Source organism: Janthinobacterium sp. Ant5-2-1 (genome assembly GCF_001445815.1).
GTDB classification, from domain to species: Bacteria; Pseudomonadota; Gammaproteobacteria; order Burkholderiales; family Burkholderiaceae_D; genus Janthinobacterium; species Janthinobacterium lividum_E.
This window is the reverse complement of the sequence record NZ_LNCE01000004.1, coordinates 82,255-107,970: the sequence shown is the minus strand read 5'-3', so window position 1 is coordinate 107,970 and position 25,716 is coordinate 82,255. Positions and strand designations below refer to the sequence as shown.

23 protein-coding genes are annotated in these 25,716 nt (G+C 64.0%); 4 read left to right on the top strand and 19 right to left on the bottom strand.

Annotated features, from left to right (window positions below):
* Positions 1-253: 253 nt before the first annotated feature.
* Both ASN89_RS00665 and ASN89_RS00660 read left to right on the top strand, forming a co-directional pair.
* Positions 254-1,540: an O-acetylhomoserine aminocarboxypropyltransferase/cysteine synthase family protein gene (locus ASN89_RS00665; RefSeq protein WP_058047921.1), complete on the top strand. Its 1,287-nt coding sequence runs from the start codon at positions 254-256 to the stop codon at positions 1,538-1,540.
* 49 nt (positions 1,541-1,589) lie between these two features.
* The gene (locus ASN89_RS00660; protein ID WP_058047920.1) at positions 1,590-2,582 is read left to right on the top strand and encodes an AraC family transcriptional regulator; all 993 of its coding nucleotides are present in this window, start codon (positions 1,590-1,592) and stop codon (positions 2,580-2,582) included.
* A 30-nt stretch (positions 2,583-2,612) separates the two neighbouring features.
* On the opposite strand, the gene ASN89_RS00655 is transcribed toward ASN89_RS00660, so the two are convergent.
* Complete coding sequence (locus ASN89_RS00655; RefSeq protein WP_058047998.1) at positions 2,613-3,416, bottom strand: SDR family NAD(P)-dependent oxidoreductase; 804 nt, start codon at positions 3,414-3,416, stop codon at positions 2,613-2,615.
* Positions 3,417-3,582: 166 nt separating this feature from the next.
* Here ASN89_RS00655 and ASN89_RS00650 point away from each other — a divergent pair, with 166 nt between their 5' ends.
* A complete protein-coding gene (locus ASN89_RS00650) occupies positions 3,583-4,140 on the top strand; it encodes a TetR/AcrR family transcriptional regulator (RefSeq protein ID WP_058047919.1) in 558 nt (185 codons plus the stop codon).
* Between the two features lie 72 nt (positions 4,141-4,212).
* Here ASN89_RS00650 and ASN89_RS00645 read toward each other — a convergent pair whose 3' ends face one another.
* From ASN89_RS00645 to ASN89_RS00605, 9 genes are all read right to left on the bottom strand, one after another.
* The gene (locus tag ASN89_RS00645; RefSeq protein WP_058047918.1) at positions 4,213-5,253 is read right to left on the bottom strand and encodes an AAA family ATPase; all 1,041 of its coding nucleotides are present in this window, start codon (positions 5,251-5,253) and stop codon (positions 4,213-4,215) included.
* Positions 5,250-6,629: a phenylacetate--CoA ligase family protein gene (locus tag ASN89_RS00640; RefSeq protein ID WP_058047917.1), complete on the bottom strand. Its 1,380-nt coding sequence runs from the start codon at positions 6,627-6,629 to the stop codon at positions 5,250-5,252. Before ASN89_RS00640 ends, ASN89_RS00645 begins: the two co-directional genes overlap by 4 nt.
* Positions 6,626-7,219, bottom strand: coding sequence for a hypothetical protein (locus ASN89_RS00635; protein ID WP_058047916.1), 594 nt, complete (start codon positions 7,217-7,219; stop codon positions 6,626-6,628). Before ASN89_RS00635 ends, ASN89_RS00640 begins: the two co-directional genes overlap by 4 nt.
* A 1-nt stretch (position 7,220) precedes the next feature.
* Positions 7,221-8,984 (bottom strand): vWA domain-containing protein, encoded by a 1,764-nt coding sequence (locus tag ASN89_RS00630; RefSeq protein WP_058047915.1) that lies wholly within the window; start codon positions 8,982-8,984, stop codon positions 7,221-7,223.
* Positions 8,981-9,952 (bottom strand): hypothetical protein, encoded by a 972-nt coding sequence (locus ASN89_RS00625; protein ID WP_058047914.1) that lies wholly within the window; start codon positions 9,950-9,952, stop codon positions 8,981-8,983. Before ASN89_RS00625 ends, ASN89_RS00630 begins: the two co-directional genes overlap by 4 nt.
* A 9-nt stretch (positions 9,953-9,961) precedes the next feature.
* A complete protein-coding gene (locus ASN89_RS00620; protein ID WP_058047913.1) occupies positions 9,962-10,429 on the bottom strand; it encodes a hypothetical protein in 468 nt (155 codons plus the stop codon).
* Positions 10,426-12,006, bottom strand: a complete 1,581-nt coding sequence (locus tag ASN89_RS00615) for an AAA family ATPase (protein WP_058047912.1) — start codon at positions 12,004-12,006, stop codon at positions 10,426-10,428. Before ASN89_RS00615 ends, ASN89_RS00620 begins: the two co-directional genes overlap by 4 nt.
* A gap of 74 nt (positions 12,007-12,080) precedes the next feature.
* The gene (locus ASN89_RS00610; RefSeq protein WP_058047911.1) at positions 12,081-12,686 is read right to left on the bottom strand and encodes a glutathione S-transferase; all 606 of its coding nucleotides are present in this window, start codon (positions 12,684-12,686) and stop codon (positions 12,081-12,083) included.
* A complete protein-coding gene (locus ASN89_RS00605; RefSeq protein ID WP_058047910.1) occupies positions 12,683-13,540 on the bottom strand; it encodes an alpha/beta fold hydrolase in 858 nt (285 codons plus the stop codon). Before ASN89_RS00605 ends, ASN89_RS00610 begins: the two co-directional genes overlap by 4 nt.
* Positions 13,541-13,639: 99 nt before the next feature.
* On the opposite strand from ASN89_RS00605, the gene ASN89_RS00600 reads away from it, so the two are divergent.
* The gene (locus tag ASN89_RS00600) at positions 13,640-14,503 is read left to right on the top strand and encodes a LysR family transcriptional regulator (protein ID WP_082654331.1); all 864 of its coding nucleotides are present in this window, start codon (positions 13,640-13,642) and stop codon (positions 14,501-14,503) included.
* Between the two features lie 60 nt (positions 14,504-14,563).
* Here the strand turns inward: ASN89_RS00600 and ASN89_RS00595 are convergent, their stop codons facing one another.
* The 9 genes from ASN89_RS00595 to ASN89_RS00555 form a co-directional block, all read right to left on the bottom strand.
* Positions 14,564-15,712, bottom strand: coding sequence for an ABC transporter permease (locus tag ASN89_RS00595; protein WP_058047909.1), 1,149 nt, complete (start codon positions 15,710-15,712; stop codon positions 14,564-14,566).
* The gene (locus tag ASN89_RS00590) at positions 15,709-16,890 is read right to left on the bottom strand and encodes an ABC transporter permease (RefSeq protein WP_058047908.1); all 1,182 of its coding nucleotides are present in this window, start codon (positions 16,888-16,890) and stop codon (positions 15,709-15,711) included. The genes ASN89_RS00595 and ASN89_RS00590 overlap by 4 nt, the downstream gene beginning before the upstream one ends.
* Positions 16,891-16,896: 6 nt before the next feature.
* On the bottom strand, positions 16,897-17,880 hold the full coding sequence (locus ASN89_RS00585) for an HlyD family secretion protein (RefSeq protein WP_058047907.1): 984 nt from the start codon (positions 17,878-17,880) through the stop codon (positions 16,897-16,899).
* 2 nt (positions 17,881-17,882) lie between these two features.
* Complete coding sequence (locus ASN89_RS00580) at positions 17,883-19,292, bottom strand: TolC family protein (RefSeq protein WP_058047906.1); 1,410 nt, start codon at positions 19,290-19,292, stop codon at positions 17,883-17,885.
* 177 nt (positions 19,293-19,469) lie between these two features.
* Entirely contained in the window at positions 19,470-21,080 is a 1,611-nt protein-coding gene (locus ASN89_RS00575; protein ID WP_058047905.1) for a bifunctional aspartate transaminase/aspartate 4-decarboxylase, read from the bottom strand.
* Between the two features lie 46 nt (positions 21,081-21,126).
* A complete protein-coding gene (aspT, locus tag ASN89_RS00570; RefSeq protein WP_058047904.1) occupies positions 21,127-22,815 on the bottom strand; it encodes an aspartate-alanine antiporter in 1,689 nt (562 codons plus the stop codon).
* Positions 22,816-22,869: 54 nt separating this feature from the next.
* Complete coding sequence (aspT, locus tag ASN89_RS00565; protein ID WP_058047903.1) at positions 22,870-24,552, bottom strand: aspartate-alanine antiporter; 1,683 nt, start codon at positions 24,550-24,552, stop codon at positions 22,870-22,872.
* A gap of 261 nt (positions 24,553-24,813) precedes the next feature.
* The gene (locus ASN89_RS00560; RefSeq protein WP_058047902.1) at positions 24,814-25,464 is read right to left on the bottom strand and encodes a substrate-binding periplasmic protein; all 651 of its coding nucleotides are present in this window, start codon (positions 25,462-25,464) and stop codon (positions 24,814-24,816) included.
* The gene (locus ASN89_RS00555) at positions 25,413-25,688 is read right to left on the bottom strand and encodes a hypothetical protein (RefSeq protein WP_058047901.1); all 276 of its coding nucleotides are present in this window, start codon (positions 25,686-25,688) and stop codon (positions 25,413-25,415) included. The genes ASN89_RS00560 and ASN89_RS00555 overlap by 52 nt, the downstream gene beginning before the upstream one ends.
* Positions 25,689-25,716 lie beyond the last annotated feature (28 nt).

Sequence of the window (25,716 nt, the reverse complement as noted above, 5' to 3'; positions counted from 1 at the left end):
CGACTCATTTTCAATCTTACAATATTTCCACGGGGAATCTAAATAAAAAATTGGAAATTTTTAACAGAAAAAATTTTTTGTTTCATCTCATCAAAAATATTCTACTCATCTTTTCTTTAAAAAATTAGGAAACATATGCCTATAACGCACTAGCTTATGACTTAATATTCTATCAAGCGTAGCAACGCGCTAATGGTCGCATGGCACAATGGCTGCGGATTTCACCACACAGACTATTGAAACCGGAGACCACATGAGAATCGAAACCCTGGCCGTGCACGCCGGCTACACCCCCGACCCGACCACCAAGGCGGCCGCCGTCCCCATTTACCAGACGGTGGCCTACGCCTTCGACAATGCCCAGCATGGCGCCGACCTGTTCGACCTCAAGGTCGCCGGCAATATCTACACGCGCATCATGAACCCCACGCAGGACGTGCTGGAAAAGCGGGTCGCGGCGCTGGAAGGCGGCGTGGCCGCGCTGGCCGTGGCGTCGGGCATGGCCGCCATCACCTACGCGATCCAGACAATTGCCGAAGCGGGCGACAATTTCATCTCCGCCAGCCAGCTGTATGGCGGCACCTACAACCTGTTTGCCCACACCCTGCCGCAGATCGGCATCGAAGTGCGCTTCGCCGACGCGCGCCAGCCCGAGACCTTCGCCGCCCTGATCGATGCGCGCACCAAGGCCATCTTCTGCGAATCGATCGGCAACCCGCTGGGCAACGTGACGGACGTGGCCAAGCTGGCCGAGATCGCGCATGCGCACGGCATCCCGCTGATCGTCGATAACACGGTGCCCAGCCCCTATCTGTTCCGTCCCATCGAGCATGGCGCCGACATCGTCGTCCATTCGCTGACCAAATACCTGGGCGGCCATGGCACCACGGTGGGCGGCGCCATCGTCGACAGCGGCAAATTCCCGTGGGCCGAGCACAAGGAGCGCTTCAAGCGCCTGAACGAGCCGGATGTGTCGTATCACGGCGTCGTCTACACGGACGCGTTCGGCCCCGCCGCCTTCATCGGCCGCGCGCGCGTCGTCCCGCTGCGCAATATGGGTGCGGCCATTTCGCCCTTGAGCGCGTTCCAGCTGATCCAGGGCATCGAGACCTTGGCCCTGCGCATGGACCGCATCTGCGACAACACGCTAGCCCTGGCCAAGCACCTGAAACAGCATCCGAAGGTCGCGTGGGCCAATTACGCGGGCCTGGAAGACCACCCGGACCACGCGCTGGTGAAAAAATACATGCAGGGCCGCGCCTCGGGCATCTTGTCCTTCGGCCTGAAGCTGGCGGCTGGCGAAGATCCGCGCGCTGCCGGCGCCCGCGTGCTCGACGCCCTGCAACTGTTCACGCGCCTGGTCAACATCGGCGACGCCAAGTCGCTGGCTACGCACCCGGCGTCCACCACACACCGCCAGCTCAATCCCGAGGAACTGGCCAAGGCGGGCGTGTCCGAAGACATGCTGCGCCTGTCCGTCGGCATCGAGCATATCGACGACTTGCGCGAAGACCTGGAGCAGGCGTTGAACGCGGCCTGAGGCCCTATTTCAAACCGTCCACAGGGGTCTTCATGCCATAATTGGCGGCATGTCTTCCCCTCCCACTCCCCCTGAAGAGCCGGCGTCCGACCTGTTCCGCGCCGAATATGCGCGGCGCATGAATGCCGTGCTCGATCATATCGACCGCCACCTCGACACGCCGCTGGATCTGGCGCAACTGGCCGACGTCGCGCATTTTTCCCGTTTCCACTTTCACCGCGTGTTCGCCGCCTGGATGGGTGAAACGCTGGGCGACTATGCACGCCGCCGGCGCCTGGAAACGGCCGCCTTGCGCCTGGCCTGCCGCCCTGGCGAAACGATACTCGGCGTCGCGCTGGCGACGGGCTTCGGGTCAGGCGAAGCGTTTGCGCGCGCCTTCAAGTTGAAATTCGGCTGCACGCCAACCGCCTGGCGCGCCAGCGTTGCCGCAAAAAACGCTGCCATGCTTGCGGCCATGCGCATGCGCCGGCAAGATAGCAATCCTGATCAGGCCATGCGCAATACCGATCAGGAAAGCCTGCTGAACTTCCAGCACCATGACGACTCCCATTCACATCATAGAGAGAGTCTTATGAAAGTTACCATCCTCGACCTGCCGCCTGCCACCGTGGCATGCCAGCGCCATATCGGCCCCTACGGCCCCGCCATCAGCACCTTCTGGCGCGACACCGTCGCACCATGGATGCAGTCGCACGGCCTGGACGACGCGACCTGCTACGGTATCGGCCATGATGATCCCGGCATCACGCCGCCGGACAAATGCCGCTACGATGCCTGCGTCGCGGTACCAGATGGCTTCCAGTCAGGCGGCCGGGCCAGCATCACCACCCTGCCCGGCGGGCGCTATGCCGTGGCGCAGTTCAAGGGGTCATCCAGCGCCATCGCCGAGACGTGGACGCGCATGACGCGTGAATGGCTGCCGGCCAGCGGCCTGCAGTGGGATGAGCGCCCTTGCTTCGAGCGCTTTTCCGCCGCCACGGCGATGGACCCGGCCACCGGAGAATTCTCTTGCGAGATCTGCATCCCCGTGCGACCGCTGTAACTTCGGCGCGCGGCGCTGGCGGCCCTCCTGTCAGCCATTGACGCCATAGCGCGATGCCGGCTGGCCGCGCATCGCGCCCGCGAACAGGGCCAGGCGGGCCGCATCGAACTGCTCCCACAAGGCCTGGTCTTCCACCGAAGGCAGGGTCACCAGCTCGCCCTGGTCCAGGCCCGCCAGCGCCGCATCGACGCAGTCTTCCGCGCGCATGATGGTGGCCTGGTCCAGCTGCGCCAGCGGCACGCCGCTCAATTCCCAGATTTCCGTCGCCGTCGACGCGGGCAGCACCAGCTGCACCGTGATGCCCGTGTCGGCCAGTTCCTGCTGCAAGCCGCGCGTGAAATTCATCACATAGCCCTTGGTGGCGCTGTAGATCGTGCTGACGGGCAGGATATGGAAGGACAGCACGGAGCCGATGTTGATGATGGTGCCGCTGTTGCGCTGCTTGAACTGCGGCAGCACGGCGTACGTCAATTGCGCCAGCGCCGCCACGTTGACCTGGTCCATTGCGGCGATACCCTCGCGCGGCGAGTCCACCACGGCGCCCAGGGTCGAGACGCCCGCGTTATTCACCAGCATGGTGATGGCCGGGTTGCCGGCCAGTTCTTCGGCCACGCGCTGCAGGTCGGCCGGTGCGGCCAGATCGGCGGCCATGGCGCGCACGGCCACGCCATATTTTTCCGCCAGCGAGGCGGCCAGGGTGCCCAGGCGCTCGACCCGGCGCGCCACGAGGATCAAATCGAAGCCGCGCGCGGCCAGGCGGTCCGCATATACGGCGCCCAGGCCGGAAGAGGCGCCGGTGATGAGGGCCGTGCCTTGGGTAGTAACTGCATTCATGATCATTCCTTCTTCAGTATATGGGGTGGGTTGAGGCCATCAAACATGACAGCCATCATGCTTCAGCACATTAAATATGACGGTCATCATGTTTAATGTGCTGAAGCATGACGAACATCATGTATGATGTCAACCATTATTTTTGAATTGCGATCAGGAGCCTGCCATGCGTTATCCCGCCGAAGAAACCGCCGAAAAGCACCAGCGCATCCTGACGCAGGCGGCGCGGCTGTTCCGTGAAAAGGGCTACGACGGCGTCAGCGTGGGGCAGATCATGCAGGCGACGGGACTCACGCATGGCCCCTTCTACAACCACTTCGCTTCGAAGGAAGCGCTGATGGCGGAAAGCACCCTGCACGGCTCGGAACATTCGCGCGTGGCGCTCGATGCGGCGACCATCAGCCCGGAAGCCATGCGCCAGTACGTACGCGATTACGTCAGCACGGCCCACCGCGATGCACCGGGCGATGGCTGTCTGCTGGCGGCGCTGGCCGGCGACGCGCGCAAGCAACCGGCCGTGCGCCCTGCATTTACTTTCCACCTGAAGTCCATCATCGGCAAGCTGGCCACGCATTTCCCGTGGCAGAAAAAACGCAACGCGCGCCAGGACGCCATCGTCATGCTGTCGGCCATGGTGGGCGCCGTGGCGCTGGCGCGCGCCGTCGATGATGAAGCGTTTTCGGATGAAATCCTGAAAGCAGTGAACACAGCTTTTACGACGTAGGTCGGATTAGCGGCGCAGCCGCGTAATCCGACAACATTGTTGACGTATGTGGTGATGTCGGATTACGCTCCGCTAATCCGACCTACGCGCGAGCAACTGGGCGACTTGCCCTACCCTGTCTGCGACCGTGCCTGACACATTGACATAGGCGATCCCTCTGCGGGCCAGTTCGGCCTGGTACCACGCATGCTGGCGCGCGCGGAAATCCTCGTCGCGGCGCGTGCCGTCCTGGATGAAGGGGAAGTCGGGGGCGCACAGCAGCACCAGGTCGTATCCGTGTTCAGCCAGCTGCGCCAGTTCCTGCTCGGCCTTGCCGAACATCTCGACGCAGTAGAAATACGTGGTCATGGGCGATGTATCGCAAAACAGCCAGCGCCGCGCGGCCAACAGCGCCTGCGCTTCGCGGCGCAGCTGCTCGCGGCCGATCTTCAGCAGATCGTCATAATTCAATATGCCGTCCTGGTTTTCCCACAGCTCGCGGCCATACTCGGCCACCCAGGCCGTCTCGAAATGCGCCGCCAGTGCGGCCGCCAGGGTCGTCTTGCCGCTCGATTCGCCACCGAGCACGCACACGCGCATGACAAAATCGGCGCGCACGATGGGCGACAGGAAGGCGCTGTGCGCATGTGGATCTTGCCGCGCCACGGTGCCGGACACGGGCACCATGGTTCTCGCCCGGTCCACGCTCACGTGGGCCACCGGCCCGCTCGCATAATGCCGTTGCAGTACCTGCGCAAAGCCGGGGCCGTAATCCTCGCTGGTAAACACGGCGTCGAGGGGCAGTGCCAGCACCGTCCAGCACAACCAGCCCATGAAGTGGCGATGCAGCTCGCCATCGTCGTCGTTGTGCGGCAAGGTCCGTGCAGGAACGCCGCGCGCCGCGCACAGGGCGGCCAGGCGCGCATCATCCAGCACGACGATGTGCGCCTGCGGGAATTGCGCGCGCAGCCACCGTTCCCTGCGCGCCGGCTCGCAACCGGGAAATTCGGGCTTGGTGTAGCTGACCACCAGCACTTCTTCGCAAGCGTTTTGCGCACGGTTGATCAACAGTTCATGGCCCAGGTGCAGCGGGCAAAATTTGCCGACCACGAGACCGCGCTTGTAAAGGTTCATGCCACTGCTTCCTGCAAATCCGAGGTGTATTGAATGATCTTGTCTTCCGCCAGCAAAGTCTCGACCGCGACGTCGCCGAAAAAGGGCGCGAGCAAGGCGCGCGCCCTGTCAGCCTGCGGCATGGCGTTCGGCGCCAGGCGCAGCGCGATGGCACCATCGCCATGCTGGTGCACGCCGAACAGGGCGATGGCCAGCGGTTTCAGGGCGTGCGTGATGTCGATATTGTTGATCCACTCGCCGTTGACCGTGCGATAGCGCAAGGGGCTGCGTCCCGCCAGTCCCACCAGTACGGGACCGTGCGGGCCATACGCCAGCGAAGCGTAGTCGCCCGTGCGGTAGCGCACGAGCGGCAGGCAGAAATTGAAGCCGCCCGTCACCGTGATTTCGCCGCGCGCGCCATCAGGCACGGGCTGGCCCGCAGTATCGAGGATTTCCACGTACAGCCGGTGCTGCAGCAGCACGTGGCCGCCCGCCTGCTCATCGTAGACGGCGACGGGCCCCACTTCATTGAGCGAATAGATATCGAGCACGGGACAACCAAAACGCGCTTCGAGACGCGCGCGCATGCCGGGCAACAGCATCATCGACACGGACATCAGCGCGGCCGGCTTGTGCGCCATGGGCAAGGTCAGCAGCTCGGCAAACGAGATGGGGTCGCCCGCGATCAGCTCCGGCGCCATGGCATCGAGGTAGCGCGCGCGGTCGTCCGGGTCGCGCCAGTCATCCACATGCAGGTTGATCTTCGCCAGGCCCGATTCGTTCATCGTCGGCGTGACGGAGACATAGGTAAAGCAGCGGCGCTGGTGCCCCAGCAGCATGACGCCCACCTGTCCAGAGCCATGGCACAGGGTCACGCCGAAGCGGCGCAGCGCGCGCTTGTGGAAGGCAAGGTAGCGCCCCGCCACCAGCGGGTGCGAAGCGATCAGCAGCGGGTGGCCCGTGGTTCCCGTCGTCTGGAAATTGATCATGCGCGCCAGGTCCGCGTCGTCGGGCACGAAGGCGGCGATGTCGTGCGCCAGCTCGGCGCGGCTGATGGGCGCCACGTCCGCAAGGCGCGCGGGCGGCGAGCCGCAGGCGCGGTAATGCGGCACGGTGGCGTAGGCCGTCCTGAGAAAACCGGACAGCCAGAACGGCGGCGTATCGGCGCTCCAAGCGACTACCGCATCCATGACTTCCTGCTCGTAGGCGCGCAACGCTTCCACTTCGCCGGCCAGCAGCTTGTTGCCGCTGCGGTTGCGGTACCGGGGCGCCGCCGGATGGCTGCGCAGTTTTTCCAGCATGCGCGCGCCCGCCGGCGTCAGGGTGGGACAGTAGTCGCGGTCCGACTCCCAGGCGCCCCCAGGCAGGTTGGCGTCAGGTTTGCCAGCGAGCGTCATTCGCGCGACCACTTGTCGGCCGACTCCTCGGCCGCTTTTTTCGCCAGCGCCTCGCGGATTTCGCGTGCGCGCTGCTCGGCCAGCCGGCTCGCTTCGAGCAGGCGGCGCCGTTCCGTGCCGCTGATGGCCGACAACCGGTCCGTCGCCTGCGCCACGCTTTCGTCGCGGGGCCGAAAACCGAGGCGCGCCAGCACGATGCGCGCCAGTTCCTCGCGCCGCTCGGAGTCTTGCGTGAACTGGTGGGCCGGCGTGGCGGCGGCCAATTCGCGCGCCGCCTCGCCCAACAACTGCAACAAATCGTGCTGCGGCAACTGCCGCCCGGTGAACCAGTCGTCGGCCAGCAGCCAGCACACGATCATGGCCAGCGCCAGCCGGTTGCGGTCCGCCTTCACTTGCGCGCCGATAAACCCCTGCAAGGACGCGGCCGGCGCACGGGCGCCATGCAGCAGCAAAATGTCGTTGACCAGCGCGGCCACGGCCACGGCCTGCGCATTGGCGACGCCGGCAATGCGGGGCTCGGCGAGGAATTCGACGGGCGTGTCGGCCAGGCGGTGGGTCAGGGTTTCGAGGTGGGGACCGGGAGTATGCATGTCATTGTTGTATATAGTGGCGCCGGCTGAACGCCCGCGCAAAGTCCAGCAAGTCCTCGTAACGCTCGACGGCGTGGATATCCCAGCCCTGCTCGCGGCGCGCGCGCTTCAAGTCGTCATAGGTCTTCTGCAGCCACTTGTTAGCCGCCGCGCCCTCCCAGTCGCGCTCCAGGTTCAGGGCCATGGTGCCGCCCGCGCCACCCTGGGCCAGCGCTTTCGCCGAGATATCCCAGCCGCTGTTGCCCAGTTCATCCTGGTCGAACATGGTGGTGATGCCATCGTCGGAAATCATCAAAATGTGCGCGGGCCGTTCGCGCCTGGCCGCATACGTCTGGCGCAAACGGTGGATGGGGAAGCAGGTGCCGCCGCCGAAAAATTCCGTCAGCACGCCCAGGATCATGTCTTCATCGCGCACGAAACCCGGCGTTTGCATCACCTCGTTCTTGCCGCTCCACAGGGTCACCTGCACTTTCGCGCCGGCGCGCAAGGCCGATAGCGCGATGACGGCGCCAGCCAAGGTCAAAAACGAGGTGTGCGCCTGCGGGTTCGGCATGGAACCGGAACTGTCCACGTACATGTTGAGGTCGACGGGCACGGCGTCGATCGCGCGCGCCGGTTCGCGGCCATACACGCGGCGCACGGTGGTCACGCCCGGCACGGGGCGCGGCGACTGCATCACCGATTGCAGCCAGTCGATGTCTTCCAGCGGGTCGCCGATTTCCCACGGCTCCAGCCCTTCCATCTGCGGCTCCTGCGACTCGGGTGCGGGGCGGCTGGGAAACGCCACCAGGTGCGGCAAGGCCCGCTCGCGGTAGTAGCGGATGGCGATTTCATGGTCGCTCAGGTTCACGCCCGACGCCTTTAGAATGTCGCCCAGCTCGAACGGTTCGCGCAGCTGGCCGCCGCCCTGCCTGGCCGGCGCATCGGCTGCAGGTTCCTCGCCATCGAGGCCCGAGATGCGTTTGTCGTGCACGGGATGGATGGCGCCGTCCGCCTCGTCATTCTCGATCTGCTGCGCGCCATAGGTCTGGCAGCCACGCGCCGCATCGCGCGTATCGAGCAGATAGCGGCTCGGGCTCAATGCATCCGTGTCTTCCACCAGGTAAGGCAGCAGCAAGGTGGCGAAGCGGCCCGCCGCCAGCATCCAGTCGTTCGCGTAGACGCGGATCAGGCGCGCGCCCAGCCAGGCATCCGTGTCCAGGCGCTCATCGGCCTGGCCGCCTCCCAATTCACCTTTTTCCAGCTGCCACAGGTTTTCATAGATGCGCATGTACAGGGTCCAAACACCGCCACTGGCCTTGGCTTCCGCAGAGCGTCCCTGCTCCAGTTTGCGGTAGATGTCGGCCATGCGCAGGTTCGCCTGGCGCTGCAAGCGGTCGTTGATGAACAGGTCCGTGTACAGGTTGGCCACCATGGGCGCGTGCTGCTCCAGGGTCGGCAAGGCGCGGCGCATGCGGGCCAGCAGGCGGAACTGGTCGCTTGCGCTGCCAGGCGCGAGGATGTGGTGGCCGATTTCATGGGCGAGCACTTCCAGCGCGTAGTCGTCCAGGCCCAGCTCCGTCACCAGCGGCAAGTCCACCACCACGCTCTGGTCCAGCAGTCGTATCATGGCGAAACTGCCGGACAAGCCCTGCTTGCTGGCCTCGACGCGGCTGGCGCACAGGCTCGGGTCGCGCAAGCGCGTGAATTTGCTCCACACGGCCAGGGCTTCGGGCCAGGCGGCGCGCCAGGCGCCGATCAGTACGGTGTCGTCGGTCGTTTTCATGCGAGCGGCAGCAGGCGGATCGCGTGCGTCCACGGCGACGTGATGGCGAGCGTGTGCGCATTGGCGGCAAGAGCGATGTCGCCAGCGGGCAGATCGAGCGCGATGCTGCGCGCGCCGATATGCACGGTCGCCCCATCGAGGCGCACGGACGATGGCATGCCGGTATTGGCCTGCTCATACTCCTGCGCCGTGGCGCTGTGCAGCACGGCGCCATAGGCATCGGCCACCAGCAGGTAATGGCGCTCGGCGCTGCGCACGACAAAACCGTCGTTTGTTGCACGCACTTGCGGCGGCGTGCCGAAAGCGCCACCGAGGCCGCTGAAGCTGCCGAACTCCCTGCCCTCGGCATTGCCGCGCCAGGGATTAGCCAACAACTGCGCCCGCACCTGCGGCCATTGCGCGCCCGGTTCGTCAAACGCGGCCAACGCCAGCGCTGGCGGCAAGGTGTCGGCGGCGGCCAGCGCGCCCAGGCGAAAATGCGCAACGCCGGCGCGCCAGGCCAGCACCTGGCCCACGGCGCGCAGCTGCGCAACGCTGTCCACTTGCGGCGCCACGGCAGCCATCCCGGCTTGCCACTGCGCGGGACGCGCACCGGCCACAGAGGCGATGTGGATGGCCGCGTTGCTGAGCATGCCCAGCACGTCGACGGGGGCCGTCGCCAGCAGCCGCGAAAATTGCGGCGCCAGTTCGCGCCACACGGTATTCAAGAAGGCATTTTTCGCGGCCGGGCCGGCCAGGCCATGGCCCACCAGTTCCAGGGCCATGTCGTAGGCGGCCAGGGTGACGCCGCCCACGCGCTCGGGCGCGGCGGCTGCCACGGCCTGCACCAGCGGATCGACGCCGTCGTGCAAGAAGGCGCCGAAGGCGGCCATGTCGAGCGAGGGAAAACGCCGGCGCGCTTCCGCCGCGCGCGCATTGAACTGGGCGCGGCCGCTGGCGAGTATCGAGGCAAAAGCAGGAGAAATCATCGCGGCCCGTCAGTCGCTATGCGAAAAGTGCAGCAGATAGCGTTCGCCATCGCGCTCGAACGCGATCTCGTCCCAGTGGATCGCGTACCACATTGGTGGCGTCATCGTCACGGCGTGCAGAGAAAATCCACCGAGCGCGTCGTCGAGCGATTCCAGGAAGGCGGCCGCCAGCTGCGCGCGAAAGCGCCCCGGTGGCGCCGCCTGCATGTGCCGCGACGAGAAAAACCAGCGCTGGCATACCTGTTCCAGCTGCGTACGCCCGCACGGCGCCACCTTGATGTGCCACAGGGCTGCCGGCAAGTCGCGGGCGGGTGCGATGACGTGCAAGGCATAATCTTCCACGCGCAAGCCCAGCGCCGTGGCGAGATCGGGCGCATCGGGCAGGCGCTGCAACTCGTAGCTGGCGCACAGGTCGCTCGCTTCGCCATTGAGCAGGGCCAGCGCTTCCAGGAAGCCTTGACAATGCAGGACGCTCATTGCGAACGCAGCCAGCTGCGGTAGTTGGTATAGCGCTGGTGCAGATACTTGAGTTTCAACAGATCGTCGTACAGAGGACCGTACAGTTTTCTCCCCTTCGTGCGTTCGGCGATCAGCTTTTCGATGCGGTTCAAACGCGCCAGGGTCTCGCGTTCGCTGACGCCATCGAGGCCCAGGTCGAATTCGGCCGACAGCACGCCGACAGGATCGTCGCGGTCCAGGTCCAGGCGGTTGAATTCATCGTTCGACAGATCGAACAAACGGCGCAGCCAGCCCAGTCTGTCGCTGCGGTAGGCGGCGTTTTCCGGCAGCGCGAAAAATGGCGCATCCAGGTCCGGCTGCAGCTTGTTATGCAGGACGAATGGCAGCACCTGGCGCAAGTCTTCCAGCTCCACTTCGCCATTGCCGCGGAAATACGCCATGGCCTTGGCGTAGATCATGAGCGCCATCAGGGTGCGCACGGAGATGCCGTTCAGGGTCTGGCAGCCGAGGTCCTTTAGGCGGTCGCGCCCATTGTCGGCCGCCTGCGCCTGCCCCCGGTCGGCGCCGGCCAAACGGGCCGTATCCTTGGTCATGTATTCGAACTGGCCGCCGGCCGTCTCGAACAGCTCGAACTGGCTGGCGAAAAATTCCAGACGGCGGCGCACGGCGTCGGGGATGCCCACCTGGCGGATCGCCTCGCCGATCTGGTCCACTTCGCCTTCCGTGAAGATGATATCGGGCGGTACCAGCTCTTCGGGGCGCACGTTTTCTTCCACGCGCAGCAGCAGTTCATTTAAAAAGCGGGGATTGAAAGCCAGCGCCTGCACCGTCACGTCGACCCGGTCGCGCAGCGCTTCGATCACCTGGTAGGTGCCGCCGCCCTGGTCGTCGTTGGCCGTCAGATACCAGGCCGCTTCCGGGCACTCATAAATATGGTTCAGCACTTCCGCGTAATTGTCGCCCATGACGGTGAGCAGCGCGCTTTGCGTGCGCGTGGGAATGCGGTTGTATTCATCGACGATTTTCACGCGCATGCCCAGCCAGGCGCGCCAGGCGATGCGGATATCGTCCATGCTTTGCGCGTTGACCAGGTCGGCGGGCAGCGGATTGCCCAGCAAATCGGCCACCGTCATCTGCGGGTGTCCATGCTGCATGGCCCGTTTGACTTCCTTGACGGTGGAGCCGGCCAGCACGCCCATCAGCAAGGCGCTGGCCGTCTTGCCCCGCCCCGGTCCGCCGACGAACAGGCATTTGCGGCGCGTGGCAAACGTCAGCAGCGGCAGCAGGATGAAACTGGAATAGCTTTGCGCCGACGGCAGATTCAGGGTGCGGCGGCTGTCGCCCACGGAATACGTCTGCGACGGGCCATCGTTGTACTCGATGTCGTAATGGGGACTGATGATGGCGTGATTGACGATCCAGAAATACGCCTGGCGCAGCTTTTCATCGAAGGGCCGCGCCTGCGTCTCGCCTTCCGCTCCCAGCGCGATGGGGCCTTGGTACAGGTCCGCCACGTCGAACTGCCGCGCAACGGGCGCGGACTTGGGCTTGGTGGGGGCCTGGGACAGGCGCTGGAACAGATTAAAAGACGGCATGGCAATACTCTTCCGTTAAGGAAATGAAATTATTGCACAAGCCGCCTGCAAATACCGGTTCGGATGAAAGCGGATTAGCCCGCCATCGGCGTAGCCAGAAACACCGGCTGCCGCTCGGCCAGCGCCGTCAGCACGGCCACGGCCGGATAGTCGCCGGCCGCCATCACGTCGGGTACCATCTGCTGAGCGAAACTCCAGGCCACCGCAATGGTGATGCCGGCAATACTCAGGCAGTCCGGCGCCTCTTCGCGCAGTGACGCTTCCAGCTGCCGCCACGCCTCATGCAACTGCAGCTGGACGCGGTCCAGCCAGGGCTGATGCTGTTTTTCCTGCGGGCGCAAGCGCCGCTCATAGACGATCTGCACGGCTTTGTCGCAGGCCGCCAAAGCATAGCTGGTCTGGCACAGCGCGCGCAGGCGTGCAGGCTCCGGCTCAGGCCTGATGCGGGGAGCATGCGCGGCCAGCTCCTCCAGATACGCGAGGATCAGGGTCGAGTCCATCAGCACCTGGCCGTCGCCGGTGACCAGGGTCGGCACTTTGACGGCAGGATTGATGGCTTGTACCTGGTCGAAATCGGAAAACACCGACAAGGGCCGGTGTTCATGTTCCAGACCCAGCACTTTCATGCCGATGGCAACGCGCCTGACGTAAGGCGAATCGAGCATTCCGATCAATATCATGGTTTTCTCCTCTCCAGCTGATGAATAAACGCGATCACTTGTGCCGCGACGGCCGCTGGCGCATCTTCCATCAGGAAGTGCCCGGCCTCGTCAAACAGGTGCAAGGTGGCGCCGGGAATATCGCGCTGCAGGCGATGGCCATAAGCCACCGGCTGCCACTCGTCCTGCCGGCCCCATAATACCTGTACCGGCAAGGTTAACTGCGGCAGTTTTTCGGCAAAGTCCATCGTATGGCAGGCGTTATAGTGCGCCACCTGGTGCTGGTAAAACGAGGGCTGCCCCACCACGCCGCACAGCGGCTCCAGGTAACATCGCAAAAGCTCGCCCTGCATCCTGTCCTTGTGAAAAACGGCCATGCCCAACTGGCGCGCCATCGTGGCGCGATGCTCGTTGGCCGGCGTCAAAGCATACCGGGCGAAGTCATCGCGCAGATGCTTCCAGGTGGGCGATGGCCAGGAATCGTAGCTGGGCGCGTCGGCGATGCTCAAGCTGCGCAGGCGCGCCGCGTGGTCGAACGCCAGGCGCAGCGCAATGGCGCCGCCGATATCGTGGCCGAACACATGGGTGGTCGGCAGTTGCCAGTGGTCGAGCAAGGCCGCCAGCAAGGTCACCTGCGCCGCTACGGAGGTATCGGCCTCGACGGGCCGCTCGGATCGTCCAAAGCCCAGCAAGTCATACAGGTGCACGTGGAAACCGGCATCGACGAACAGCGGCACCAGTTCGCGCCAGATAATGCTGTGCGCCGGCGTGCCATGCACCAGCACCAGCGGCGTGCCTGCGCCATGGATACCGGTGGCGATACGCTGGCCGTGGATCAGGGCGTGGCCATTCAACAGCGGTTCTTGACTCGTCATCAGATGTCCTTTTGTTTGCAGAACCTGCAGGCTAAGGCTAGACTGAACATGACGCCAGCGACATTCTTTTAACCATCAATCCAACTTTTGTCATAGCCCATGAATTTACGTCTATCCGTTGACGCCCTGCGTGTGTTCAGGGCCGTGGTACATACCGGCAGCATGAGCCAAGCCGCCAGCCTGCTTCATCTGAGCCAGTCGGCCGTCAGCTGGAAAATCAAGCGGCTGGAGCAGCAGCTCGATTGCCAGCTGCTGGTGCGCAGCGGCGGGCTGTTTGCCACGACCGACCAGGGAGCCGTGCTGCTGCGGCATGCGCTCAACATACTCGACGCCCACGATGACGCCGTCGCCCATTTTTCGCCATCGGCAATGCAAGGCCGGCTGCGCATCGGCGTGACGGAGCAGATTTCATTGGCGGACGTGTGCGCGGTGCTGTCGCAGTTCTCGCATCACCACCCCAAGGTGGACGTGCAGCTGGTGGTGGAGCAAAGCCAGGTATTGCGCGAACGCTTTGCCGACGGCGTGCTCGATGTGATTTTGCACCAGGATTTTGCCGGCAAGGCGGCACCGGGCGACACGCTGTTATGGAAAGAAGCGCTGCATTGGTGCGCTGCCACGGCAGAGCAGGCTTTGCCGGGAGAGACCGTCAAGCTGATCACCTACGGGCCGCACTGCTTTTACCGCCGGCTGGCCGAGGAAAAGCTGGGCCAGGCCGGCATGGCCTGGAGTGTGGGCCTGGAATGCCCATCGGTGGCGGGCATGCTGACCGCGGTTGCCGCCGGCCTGGGCATGGCGGTGGTCAATGCACGCAACCTGGGCCAGGGCGTGCACCGGCACGCGGCACTGGAACGGCTGGCACCGCTGCCCCGCGTCGACAGCCTGCTGCGGGCCAATGACAACCTGCCCGACCCTGTGCGCGACGGTTTTTGCCAGTTGCTGCTGGCGGCATTACGGAAAGCCTGATGGCTCCCGTCGCTAACGATACAGGCAGTTGGGGCTCCAGCTCTTTCCCCGGCTGCATGCTCATCCTTGCTGGACGATGGGCGCTGGCGCCTCGGCGCGCCAGCGCCACCAGCCCAGCGCCACGCACGCTACCAGCAAGGCCAGCAAGCCCGCCACTTCATGGCGGATTTCATACAGCGAGGCGCCCATCTGGTTGAGCGCGACAAAGCCCTGGATGCCGGCCGTCGATGGCAGCAGCCAGCGCAGCCATTGCAGCACGACAGGCATGGACGAAACGGGCCAGGTCAGCCCCGCCAGGAACAGCACGGGCATCGAGGTGGCAATCATCAGCTGCGTGCCCCGTTCGCGCGTGCGGAACAGCATGCCCAGCAGCATGCCGAAGGCCGCTTCCGCCAGCGAAAACAGCACCAGCAGCAAGAGCATGCCGCCGAAGTTGCCGCCACGGGGATAATCCTGGAACCAGAAGACGAAGCCGAAGAAATAGCAGCAGTTAAGGAACGCCACGCAGGCAAACGCCAGCAGCATGCCCGCATAGCCGCCCGCCGTGCGCTTTCCCGCCACGGGGAAACTCTTGTGCTGGTACCAGGTGCCGAACAGCATGGTCATGCCGATCAGCAAAGTTTGCTGCACGATCAAGGTGGCCACGCCCGGCACGACATAGGCGCCATAGCCTTCCTTGACGTTAAACAGGGGCACGGCATCGAAGGCGATGGGCGAGCGCTGCTGGTTGGCCTGCACGGTCGATGGCGTGCCCGCGCCCAAACGCTTGAGTTCGATACCGGCCGACACGGTGCCCACCACTTCGGCCAGGCCATTCAAGGCCACCTTGTTGAGCATCAGATACAAGCCGTTGCCCGCCACTTGCGCGTGGGCGGCGCGGCCGGCCAGCACGTCCGTCTGCAAGCCGTCGGGAATGATCAGCACGCCCATGACCTCGTCGCGCCATAGCAAGTCCTGCGCGACGGGCAGGTCCGGCGTGACGGCCACGACTTGGAGCGACGGGTGGGCCATGGCAAAGCGCGTCAGCTGGCGCGACATGGCGCTGCGGTCCTGGTCGACGACGGCCACGGGCACGCGCTGGACGATTTCCGTCGAGTACGGCAAGGGGTAAAAGAAGGAATAGATGATGCCGCCGATGAACAGCAAGGTCAGTGCGCCCTTGTCCGTCAGCATGGCGCGCCAGGTGGAGAGGAAGGATTGCCACATCATGCGCGCCCCCAGGCGGCAGGCGCATTTGCGCGGCGCGCCAGCAGGAACACGCCCACGGCGCCGCAGCCGATGGCAAAGCCCGCCAGGATCAGCATTTCCTGCACGCCATAACGCCACGGCGCGCCGGCCAGCCAGTATTTCGTTTGCAGCTGCAGATAATGCGTGAGCGGCAAGGCTTCCGCCCAGGCGCGGGCCGGTGCCGGCATGGCCATCAAGGGAAAGGCCTGGCCCGCAAACGCGAAGGCCGGCGCCGTGATGAAGGCCGCGCCCGACAGGGCCAGACGCAGGGACAAGGTGGCGCCGATCAGCAAGGTGGCCAGGCCGCAGTAGGCCAGCACCAGCAGCAGCATGCTCAGTAGTAAGGCCGGCAAGCTGCCCGCCACGGCCCAGCCCCGCGCCAGGCTGAAGAACAGCAAGTACAGCAGCGCCAGCGCGCAGTAGGCGATGAGGGGAAACAGCAGCTTGGCGCCGATGGCGCGCAGCCAGCTGCCCTTGGCCGTAGCCAGCCATTGCGGCACCGTGCCGTCGCGCAACTCGCGTCCTATGCTCGTGACGACGGCGACGACGATGAAAATCTGCAGCATGGCCGGCATCAGGGCCAGGGTCAGGAACGCTTCATAGCTGGTATTTTCGTTGTATAAACTGTTCAAGGTCGTGCGTATCGGTTCGAACTGGGCGGCAGCCTGCACGCCCGGCATGCCCTTTTTCACCCGCGCCGTCATCTCGATGCCGGCCGACAAGGTCGTGCTGACCGTGCGCACGTCACGCAGCAAGGCGCCCGCGTGCGAGGAAAATTGCGCGTTGTACAGCCATTGCACGGTGGCTTGGCGGCCGCCCAGCAGTTTCTGCTCGAAATCGTTCGGGATCAGCAAATAGCCGAACGCCGTGCGCTCGCGCAGGCGATGCAAGGCTTCGTCGCTGGACGCCACTTTCGCCGCCACCTCAATGCCGGGCGAGGCGTCGAGCCAGCGCGTGAGCTGGCGCGACAAGGTGGAATTATCGTTATCGATGACGACGATGGGCAAGTCGCGCGCAATGCCGGCGGAAAACACCAGCCACAACATGCCGCATAGCACGACCGGAATCCAGCTGAGCATGCCAAAGTCCCAGAAGTCGCCGCGCAAACGCCGCCACTCGCGTGCCAGCGCTGAAACCGGCTCTTTATCCGCTTCGTTCATCTAGTATCAGAGCGGTGGAAAGACGACCGACATGCCCGGGCGCAAACCCTCGACCTTGATGGCGGGACGCAAGCGGATTTCAAATGTGCGCAAATCCGTGCCACCCGGACGTGCCGCGCGCCACGTGGCGAAGTCCGGCAGCACGGCCACGGAACTGACCTTGAAGCTGACCTGCTGTTTCAGCGCCGGCACATTGGCCGTGTGCGTACTGCCCATGGCAAACGCGGCCATTTCATCTTCACGCACTTGCAGCACGGCCCAGGCGTCGTCGAGGTTCACCAGGGTGATCACGGGGAAACCTTGCGGCGCCAGTTCGCCCGGCTGTATCTGGATCTTGCTGACCTGCCCCGCCACAGGCGCGGCGATCTTCGTTTCGGCCAGGGCGATCTGCGCTTCCGTCAGCACGGCGCCCACCTGGCGCGCCTGGGCGGCGGCGGCCGTCTTGTCTTCCGGACGGGCGCCCTTTTGCGCCATGTCATATTGCGCGCGGGCAGCCTGCGCCAGCTGGTCGGCGGCGCGCCATTGGGCTTGCGCCTCGTCGCGTTTCTGCAGGGCGATCACGCCTTGCTCGTACATATTGTTGACGCGGGTGTACGTCGTCTTGGCGATGGTCGCCCCCGTCTGGGCCCGCTCCCAGTTGGCTTTGGCGGCTGCGACTTCTTCCGGACGCGCACCGGCTTGCGCCTTTTGCGCCACGGCGTCGGCCGCTTGCGTGGCCGCCGTCGCTTGCGCGATCTTCGCATCCACTTCCGGACTCGTCAGCTGGAACAATATCTGGCCTTTCGGCACGGTCTGTCCCAGCTTGACGTACAGCTCGCCAACCCGCCCCGGCACTTTCGACGAGACATTGACTTCCTGCGCATCCATCTGCCCCTGCAATGGCAGGCGCTGCGGCTGGAATGCCTGGTACAAGCCCCAGCCAACGAAAGCCAAGACAAGGATGACGAGGGCGACGGCGCCGATGGCCAACGGTTTTTTGGAGGTACTCATTATTATTTGTCCACAGGTAATTGGATATCGGCCGCGGCGGCCAGGCTGCCCAGGCGCTGCGTCTCGCCCGTCGCTTCAAGCAATTGCGCCAGCCCCATCACATAGTTATAGGCAGTCTGCGCGCGCTGGGTTTCGACCTTGGCCAGGTTCAGGCGCGCGTCGACCACTTCCAGCGACGTCACTTGCCCTTGCTGGAAGGCCACCGTTTGCAGGCGGATATTTTCGCGCGCCAGTTCCACCGACGAGGCCGTTGACAGATACTGGATGCGGGCGTTTTCCAGCGCGCGCCAGTTCTTTTCGATCAGGGTGGGAATGTCGCGCTCGGCCTGGCGCGCCACCACCTCCACCCGCTCCTGGTCCAGCTTGGCGGCGGCGATCATCTTGCCCGTATTGATGCGGTGCACGAGCGGCACGGACACGACCAGGCCGATGGCCCAGTTCGAGCGCACGAGCTTTTCATTGCCTCGGTTCAAATTGTAGTTACCGATGGCAAACACGGTGGGCGCGTATTCCTTGCCGTGCAGCTTCAAGGCTTGCTCGGCCTGCACGCGCTTGCTGTCGATCTTTTTCCAGTTAGCGTTTTCGCGCATGCCCGTACTGATGAACGATTGCAAGGTACCGACCGGCAAGCTGTTGACGAACAGCGGCGTGCTGGGCAGCACTTGCGTGTTGACGGCAAGCAAGCGGTCGAGCGCCACCTGGGCGATTTCCTCGTCGCTGCGGGCCTGCGCTTCGTCGCTGCGAGCGCTGTCCAGGGCCACGTCGGCGCGCAGGCGTTCCGCCCGCGAAATCAGGCCGCCCTTTTCCAGCCTGGCCGCGTCGCGCTGGTGCTGCGTCACGCCAGCCGTCACTTCGGCCCGCACGGCCACCACTCTTTTTGCCAGCAGCAACTGGAAATAGCGCTGGGCCACCAGGGTGGCCAGCTGCTCTTCCGCTTCCGTGCGCTCCGCTTGCGCGGCCAGGGTCAGGCTCGATGCGAGGCCCTTGACGGCGTCCAGGCGCCCGCCCGTGTAGATGGGCCACATGCCCAGCAAGCCGAACGACGTCAAATCCGTCACCACTTCACGGTTCAGGGAATTGGGAATATGCGGCGTGGGCAAGCCGGGTATCGCCGGCAGCACGGATTCGATGCCGCCCACGATGCCCGACAGGCCGCTCGTATCGATATTCAAATCCGTCGACAAACGGCCGCGAAACGCCGTCAAGTCCACGGACGGGCCGTCGATATTCGACAAGGCTTCCGCCTTCAGTGTTTTTGCGCGCACGTCGAGCGCGGCGCCCTGCACCGTGCCCGAAGCCTTGGCCGCTTGTTGCAGCGCTTCGTTAAAGGTCAGCGGTTCCGCCGCGGCGGGCATGGCCGCGCCCAGCGCGCTGGCCAGCAATAATGATAAGTGTCCTTGCAATCTGCCCATGTAGCGTCCAGTCAATGAATGAGGGGAAAGCACGGGGTTGCCATGTTTATACTTTCACAATAGCAATTATATCTATGGATGTCCATTCCAGCCTGCACTATTGGTTACCGGGACTGGCACATGAAAACGGGCGCCTCTTGCGGGACGCCCGTTGCGGTCAAGCCTTTACCAAACTAATTATTTCTTCGCTTTCTTGCCACCCTTCTCTTTTTCCTTTTCAAACACGGCAAAGAACTCGGACGCCATGTTGCGGATGGCGCGGCCGATGTTGGCGTAGTCGTATTCGTTCAGGTTGGCCAGCGATACGCGGCCGGACGGGTGCGTGGTGCCGAAGCCGCGGCCCGGCAACAGGATGACGCCCGTTTCCTCGGCCAGGCGGAACAGCGCTTCGTTCGGTTTGAGCTTTTTCAGCAGCCACTGCGAAAACTCCACGCCATGCATTTGCGCGGCCAGGGACTCCATGTCCAGCAGATGGTAGTAGCGCACGGAATTGGCGTCGTGCACCATCGGCAAGCCCAGTTCGCGGTACAGCGCTTCCTTGCGGCGCAGCACGATGCGCTTCATCGACTGCTTGTACTTTTGCTCTTCATCCATCAGCGAGAACAGGGAGAACAAGGTCATCTGCGCCTGCACGGGCGTGGACAGGCCGGCCGTGTGGTTCAGCGCCACGGTGCGGCTGTCGGCCACCAGGCGGTCGATGAATTTCAGCGCGCGCGGCTCCGTCGTGATCGAGTGATAGCGCGCATCGAGCTGCTTCTTGATAGTTTCCGGCAACTTGGCAATCTTGGCGTCGAGCACATTGTCTTCATGCGTGGCCACCACGCCCATGCGCCAGCCCGTCGCGCCGAAGTATTTCGAGAACGAATACACGAGGATGGTGTTGAACGGGCAAATGGCGAACAGCGAGACGAAATTGTCGGCAAAGGTGCCGTACACATCATCGGTCAAAATGATCAGGTCCGGGCGCTTCTTGATGATCTTGGCGATGTATTCCAGGGTCTCGTCATCAATCTTGACGGATGGCGGGTTGCTTGGGTTGACGAGGAAGAAGGCCTTGACTTTCGGGTCCAGCAGCTTGTCCAGCTCCTTCTTGGTGAATTGCCAGTTGTTCGATTGCGGCGCATCGATGTGCACGGTGTTCAGCTTGTAGTCGTTCAGCTGTGGAATTTCGATGTACGGCGTGAAGATCGGCATGCCCAGGGCGATCGTGTCGCCTTCCTGGATGATGTGGTTCGATTTCAGGCTGGCGAACAGATACGTCATGGCGGCCGTGCCGCCTTCGACGGCGTACATGTCGAAGTTGCCGACGAAGGGATGGTCGCCCACCATTTCACGGTGGATATACTGGCCGACGATTTTCTCGGACAGGCGCAGCATGCGGTCCGGCACGGGATAGTTGCAGCCGAGGATGGCTTCGCACATCTCGTAGAGGAAGTCGCCCGCGCTCAAGCCCAGCTGGTCGCGCACATACGACACGGCCGCCTCGATGAAATGCACACCCGGGTTGCCTTCATGCTTGCGCACGAAGATTTCAAAACGCGCCTCGATGCCGTCGCGCGTGGGGAAACCGCCCACGTCGTCCATGTACACATAGGAACGTTCCGCTTCCGTCATGGCGAACTGGCCGAACTGGAAGAAGCCGTGACGTGGCGTGGTGGCCAGGAAATTCGGGTTGCCGCGGCCCGCATTGAGCATCAAACGGTTGCTTTGCTTGGCCGTCTGGATCAGCGCATCCTTCAATTCGAATGGGCTCAACAGGGCGAGTTTGCTTGGGTTACTGAAATCCATTTTTGCTACTCCTTATTGACAGACAATGTGCAGGGTTCTTGCAGACTCAGACGAAGGCCACGATCAGCGGCCCCAGCAAGGTCAGGAAAACGTTGGCCAAGGCATACGTGATGGCAAACGGTACGGTGGGAATCGAGTTTTGCGCCGCGTTCAGCACTTCGCCGAACGCGGGATTGGCGCTGCGCGAGCCGGACAAGGCGCCAGCAAACACGGCCACGTTGTCATAACGCAAGATGTAGCGGCCGATCAGCATGGTCAGAATCATCGGCAGGATGGTCACCACCACGCCGACGCCAAACAGGGTCAGGCCATGTTCGCGCACGGTTTGCACGGCTTGCAGGCCGGACGTGAGGCCGACGACGGCAACAAAGCCGGCCAGACCCAGGTCCTTGAGGATTTGCACGGCGCCGCTGGGCATGTAGCCGAACGTCTGGCGCTTGGCACGGAACCAGCCGAATACCAGGCCCGACAGCAGAACGCCGCCGCCGCTGCCCAGGGTCAGCGGAATCGAGCCGATACGCGCCACCAGCAAGCCCACCAGAAGGCCGACGACGAGGCCGGCACCCATGTAGACGAAGTCCGTCTTGGCGCTCGGCACGATCATATAGCCCACTTCGGCCGCCACGCGCTTCACGTCCTGCTCGGCGCCGTAGATGGTCACCACGTCGCCCGTCTGCACGACGGTTTCCGCCTGCATGGGCAGTATCTTGCCCATGCGGCTCAGCTGCACGACAAAGATGCCGTGACGCACGCCCGGCGCCGTCGCGCTGCGGATTTCGCCCACCGTCTTGTTGTGGTAAGCCTTGTTGGTCAGCACCATGTCGCGGCGCTGCATCACCAGTTCCATGCCTTCGACGGCAAGCAATTCCTTGCCCAGCTGGGAAGAGACGCTGAGCATGGCTTCGCGCCGGCCCACCAGCAGCACGATATCGTCGGCCGCCAGCACCAGGTCCGGGCTGACGTCGATGATCTGGCCATTGCGTTTCACGCGCTCGATGGTGATGGCCGTGTTCGGATTGGCGCTTTCGATCTCTTCCACGGAGCGCCCGGCACCGGGGCCCACGTCGTAGATGCGGCCGATCAAGTCAGGCGCGGCCGGCGTCTGGCCAGGTCCCAGCACCTGCACGCCCGCTTGCAGCGCCGTTTCCGCCTTGATCGCATCTTCGCGGATGGTACGCCCCATGAGCTTTGGCAAGATGTTGACGCAGACGATGATGGCGCCAAACGAGCCAAACACATACGTCACGGCATAGCCGACGGCCACGTTGCCCTGCAAGCGCGCCACTTCCTCGGCCGCCAGGCCCAGCTTGGTGATCGCGTCGCCGGCCGTGCCGATGATGGCCGACTGCGTCAAGCCGCCCGCCGCCACGCCGGCCGCCAGGCCCTTGTCCAGGCTAAAGACCTTGGCCAGGATGACCACCGTAATCAGCGACGTCACGGCCAGCACGACGGCCAGGATGATTTCGCGCACGGACTGGCGCCCCAGCGAATTGAAGAATTGCGGCCCGCTTTCATAGCCGACCGCGTAAATGAACAGCGCGAACAGCACCGACTTGACGCCAGGATCGATGGCGACGCCCACCTGGCTGACGAGTACCGCCACCAGCAGTGAACCGGCGACCCCGCCCAGCTGAAACGAGCCGAACTTGATCTTGCCGATGTAATAACCCGCTGCCAGGGAGAGAAACAAGGCAATTTCAGGCGACTTCTTGAATAACTCATGCAACCATTCCATGCGGACCGCCTTTCATGTTGAAGGAATTCTTTACTGCCTGTGCTCTTGCGTGCTTCACGCGTGGACGGAGCCGGCCAGGGCCACGATCAGCGGCCCCAAGAGGGGCAGCACCACGTTCGAGATGGCATACGTAATCGTGTAGCCGAGCAAGGGCGTGGAATTGCCGGCCGCGTTCTGCACGGCGGACAGGGCCGGCGTGCTGCACTGCTGGCCGGCGATGGCGCCCAGGAGCACTGGCGCTTCCAGCTTGAGGAAAAAGTGGCCCACCAGCAGGGACAGCGAGGCGGGAACGACGGCGATCAACACGCCCATCAGCGGCAGCGACAGGCCGTACTGGCGCACCAGCTCGATCGCCTGCGGTCCCGACGCCAGGCCCACGCAGGCGATGAAGGTGGCAAGGCCGATATCCTTCATCATGTCGAGCGCGCTGGGGTGGATGCCCGGCATGCCAGGTTTTCTCGCCTGGTACCAGCCGAACACGAGGCCAGTGAGCAAGGCGCCGCCGCCCGTACCGAGCGAAAACGGAATGCCGCCCAGCCTGGCGCTAAAGCCGCCGATATACACGCCGAGCACGATGCCGATGCTGGCGTAGACGATATTGCTGCGGTCGCCCGTGGGCACGCGCTTGCCGATGGCGGCCAGCGCCGTGTTCAGTTCGCGCCCATCCGTCGTGCCGTACAGGCGCAGCACGTCGTCGCGCTGCAGGGCCAGGTCGGGCAAGGGTGGCATGCTGTGCTCGCCGCGGACGACGGCCGCCACGTGCACGCCGGTGGGCAAGGCCAGCTGGCGCAAGGGCTGGCCCACCAGCGCGGCTTGCTGCAGCACCACTTCGACGGCGGAGACGGCCATGTTCAAGCCCGTCGTGTCGGCAAATTCCTCGCCCAGGATGGCTTCGGCCGCCACCAGCGCGGGACGGTGGCCGATCACCAGCACTTCGTCGTTATTGCGCAGGCGCAATGCCGGTTCCAGCGGCAAGACCTTGCCATGCCGGCGCACGCGCGTGATGCTGGCGCGGCCCGCAAAAATATGCTGCAAGGCATCGAGGCGGCGTCCCGCGCCCCGGCTGATGCGATAGGCGCGGCCCACCATTTCCGGCGTGGCCTGCACGCCGTCGCCATCGGTTTGCGCGCCGCCCATCTTTTCCCACAATTTATCGGCTTCCTCGCGCAGGTTGACGCGCAGCAGGAGCGGAAAAATCTGGCTGGTGGCGATGACGATGGCGATCAAGCCAAAGATGTACGTGATGGAATACGCGGTGACGACGTTGGCTTGCAGCTCGGCGATGCGGGCGGCCGGCAGCGCCAGCTTCGAGATGGCGTCCGTGGCCGTGCCGACGACGGCCGATTCCGTCGCCGCGCCCGCCATCATGCCGGCCGCCGTGCCCTGGTCCAGGCCCAGGAAACGCGTGGCCAGCAGCACCAGCGCCAGCACCACCACCACTTCGATCAGGCACAGCAAGCCCAGGCGCAAGCCCTTGGCGTTGAGGTTGGCAAAGAACTGGGGACCGCCCGCATAGCCGAGGGCAAAGATGAACAGCATGAAGAAGACGTTCTTGACGCTGGCGTCCAGGGTGATGCCCAGCTGGCCGATCAGCAGCGCGGCGATCAGGGTGCCGCATACGCCGCCCAGCTGGATGGGACCGAAGCGTATCTGCCCTACCGCATAGCCCAACGCCAGCGCCAGGAACAGGGCCAGTTCCGGCACTTGGTGCAATACCGACGTGATCGACTCGAGCATGGGCAAACCTTCGAAAAGATAACGGATGGTTACAAGGGAACAGAGCGTTCGGCGGCTGGCGGCGGCTGGCTTTTGAACGGGCGCACGGGTCCTGCACGACAATTGCCATGGCAGCTTGTGCTTGCAAAATGTTGCAACGTGGAATTATGTTCGGTGAAAATTTTACAAGTGTCAACAGGTGTTCTGTTGAACTCGCCTTGCGTTTCATCAAACATCGTACGCACGATTGAAGCGCTTGTTTGACACTGATCAATAAAACTATTAGTAATGTTTTGGACGGTACCAAAGTGCCTTGCGCAGCAGCGGCGTCTCTTCCGGCAAGTCGGGATTGGCCAATTCCAGCACGTACCGATGGGACAGCTTCAGGCCCTGCGCGAGGCGGCCGAAATGGCGCTGGAACAGCTGCGCGAAACTGCCATCGGCCAGCATGGTTTCCAGTCCGATTTCAATGTGGCGCGCCAGTTCCGGCCGGTGCTTGCCGACAAAAAAGTACAGCGCGGCCGGATAGCGGATGACCAGGTGGGTGTCCAGCGCCAGCGGCAATGGCGCATGGCTGGCCAACTCGCTTTGCGCCTCGATCACGGAGCGGGGAAAGTAGTCGATGCGCCCCGCCGCCAGCTGCTGGAACAGGCCTTCGTAGGTGCTCGAAGTATCGAGGCGCAAGCCATTCGCCTGCAGGATGACGGAGTCGGGCCAGTCGCGCATCTGGCCGGCCGACAGCCGCGCCAGTGCGGCGATGCTGCGCACGTCGCGCAGCAGTTGCGGCTGGCGCGCGTGGATCAGGGCCACTCGCCAGCCGATCAGGCCGCGGTCGATGGGGATGCGCACCGGCAGCAATTGCGTTTCGCGCGCGCGGCTCGTCATGGTCCAGACGACATCGACGCTGCCGGACGCCGTGGCGATTTCCTGCATGGCGCGCGTCTGCACCATGCGCAGCGCAGCGCGGAGCGGCGCAAGGCATAGGCCTGGCCCGAACGGGCCAGCGCCTGTTGCAGCAAGGCCGTCACATAGCCTTGTTGCGGATCATCAATCGCCTGGTGGCGCGGATACACGAGCGGCAGCGGCGACGACTTGCCGGCGGCGGCGGCGCCCAACGGCCACAGGGCGGCAAGCTTGAGCAGGGGGCGGCGCTGCATGGACCCTCCTTTCCAGCGCTTTCATCAG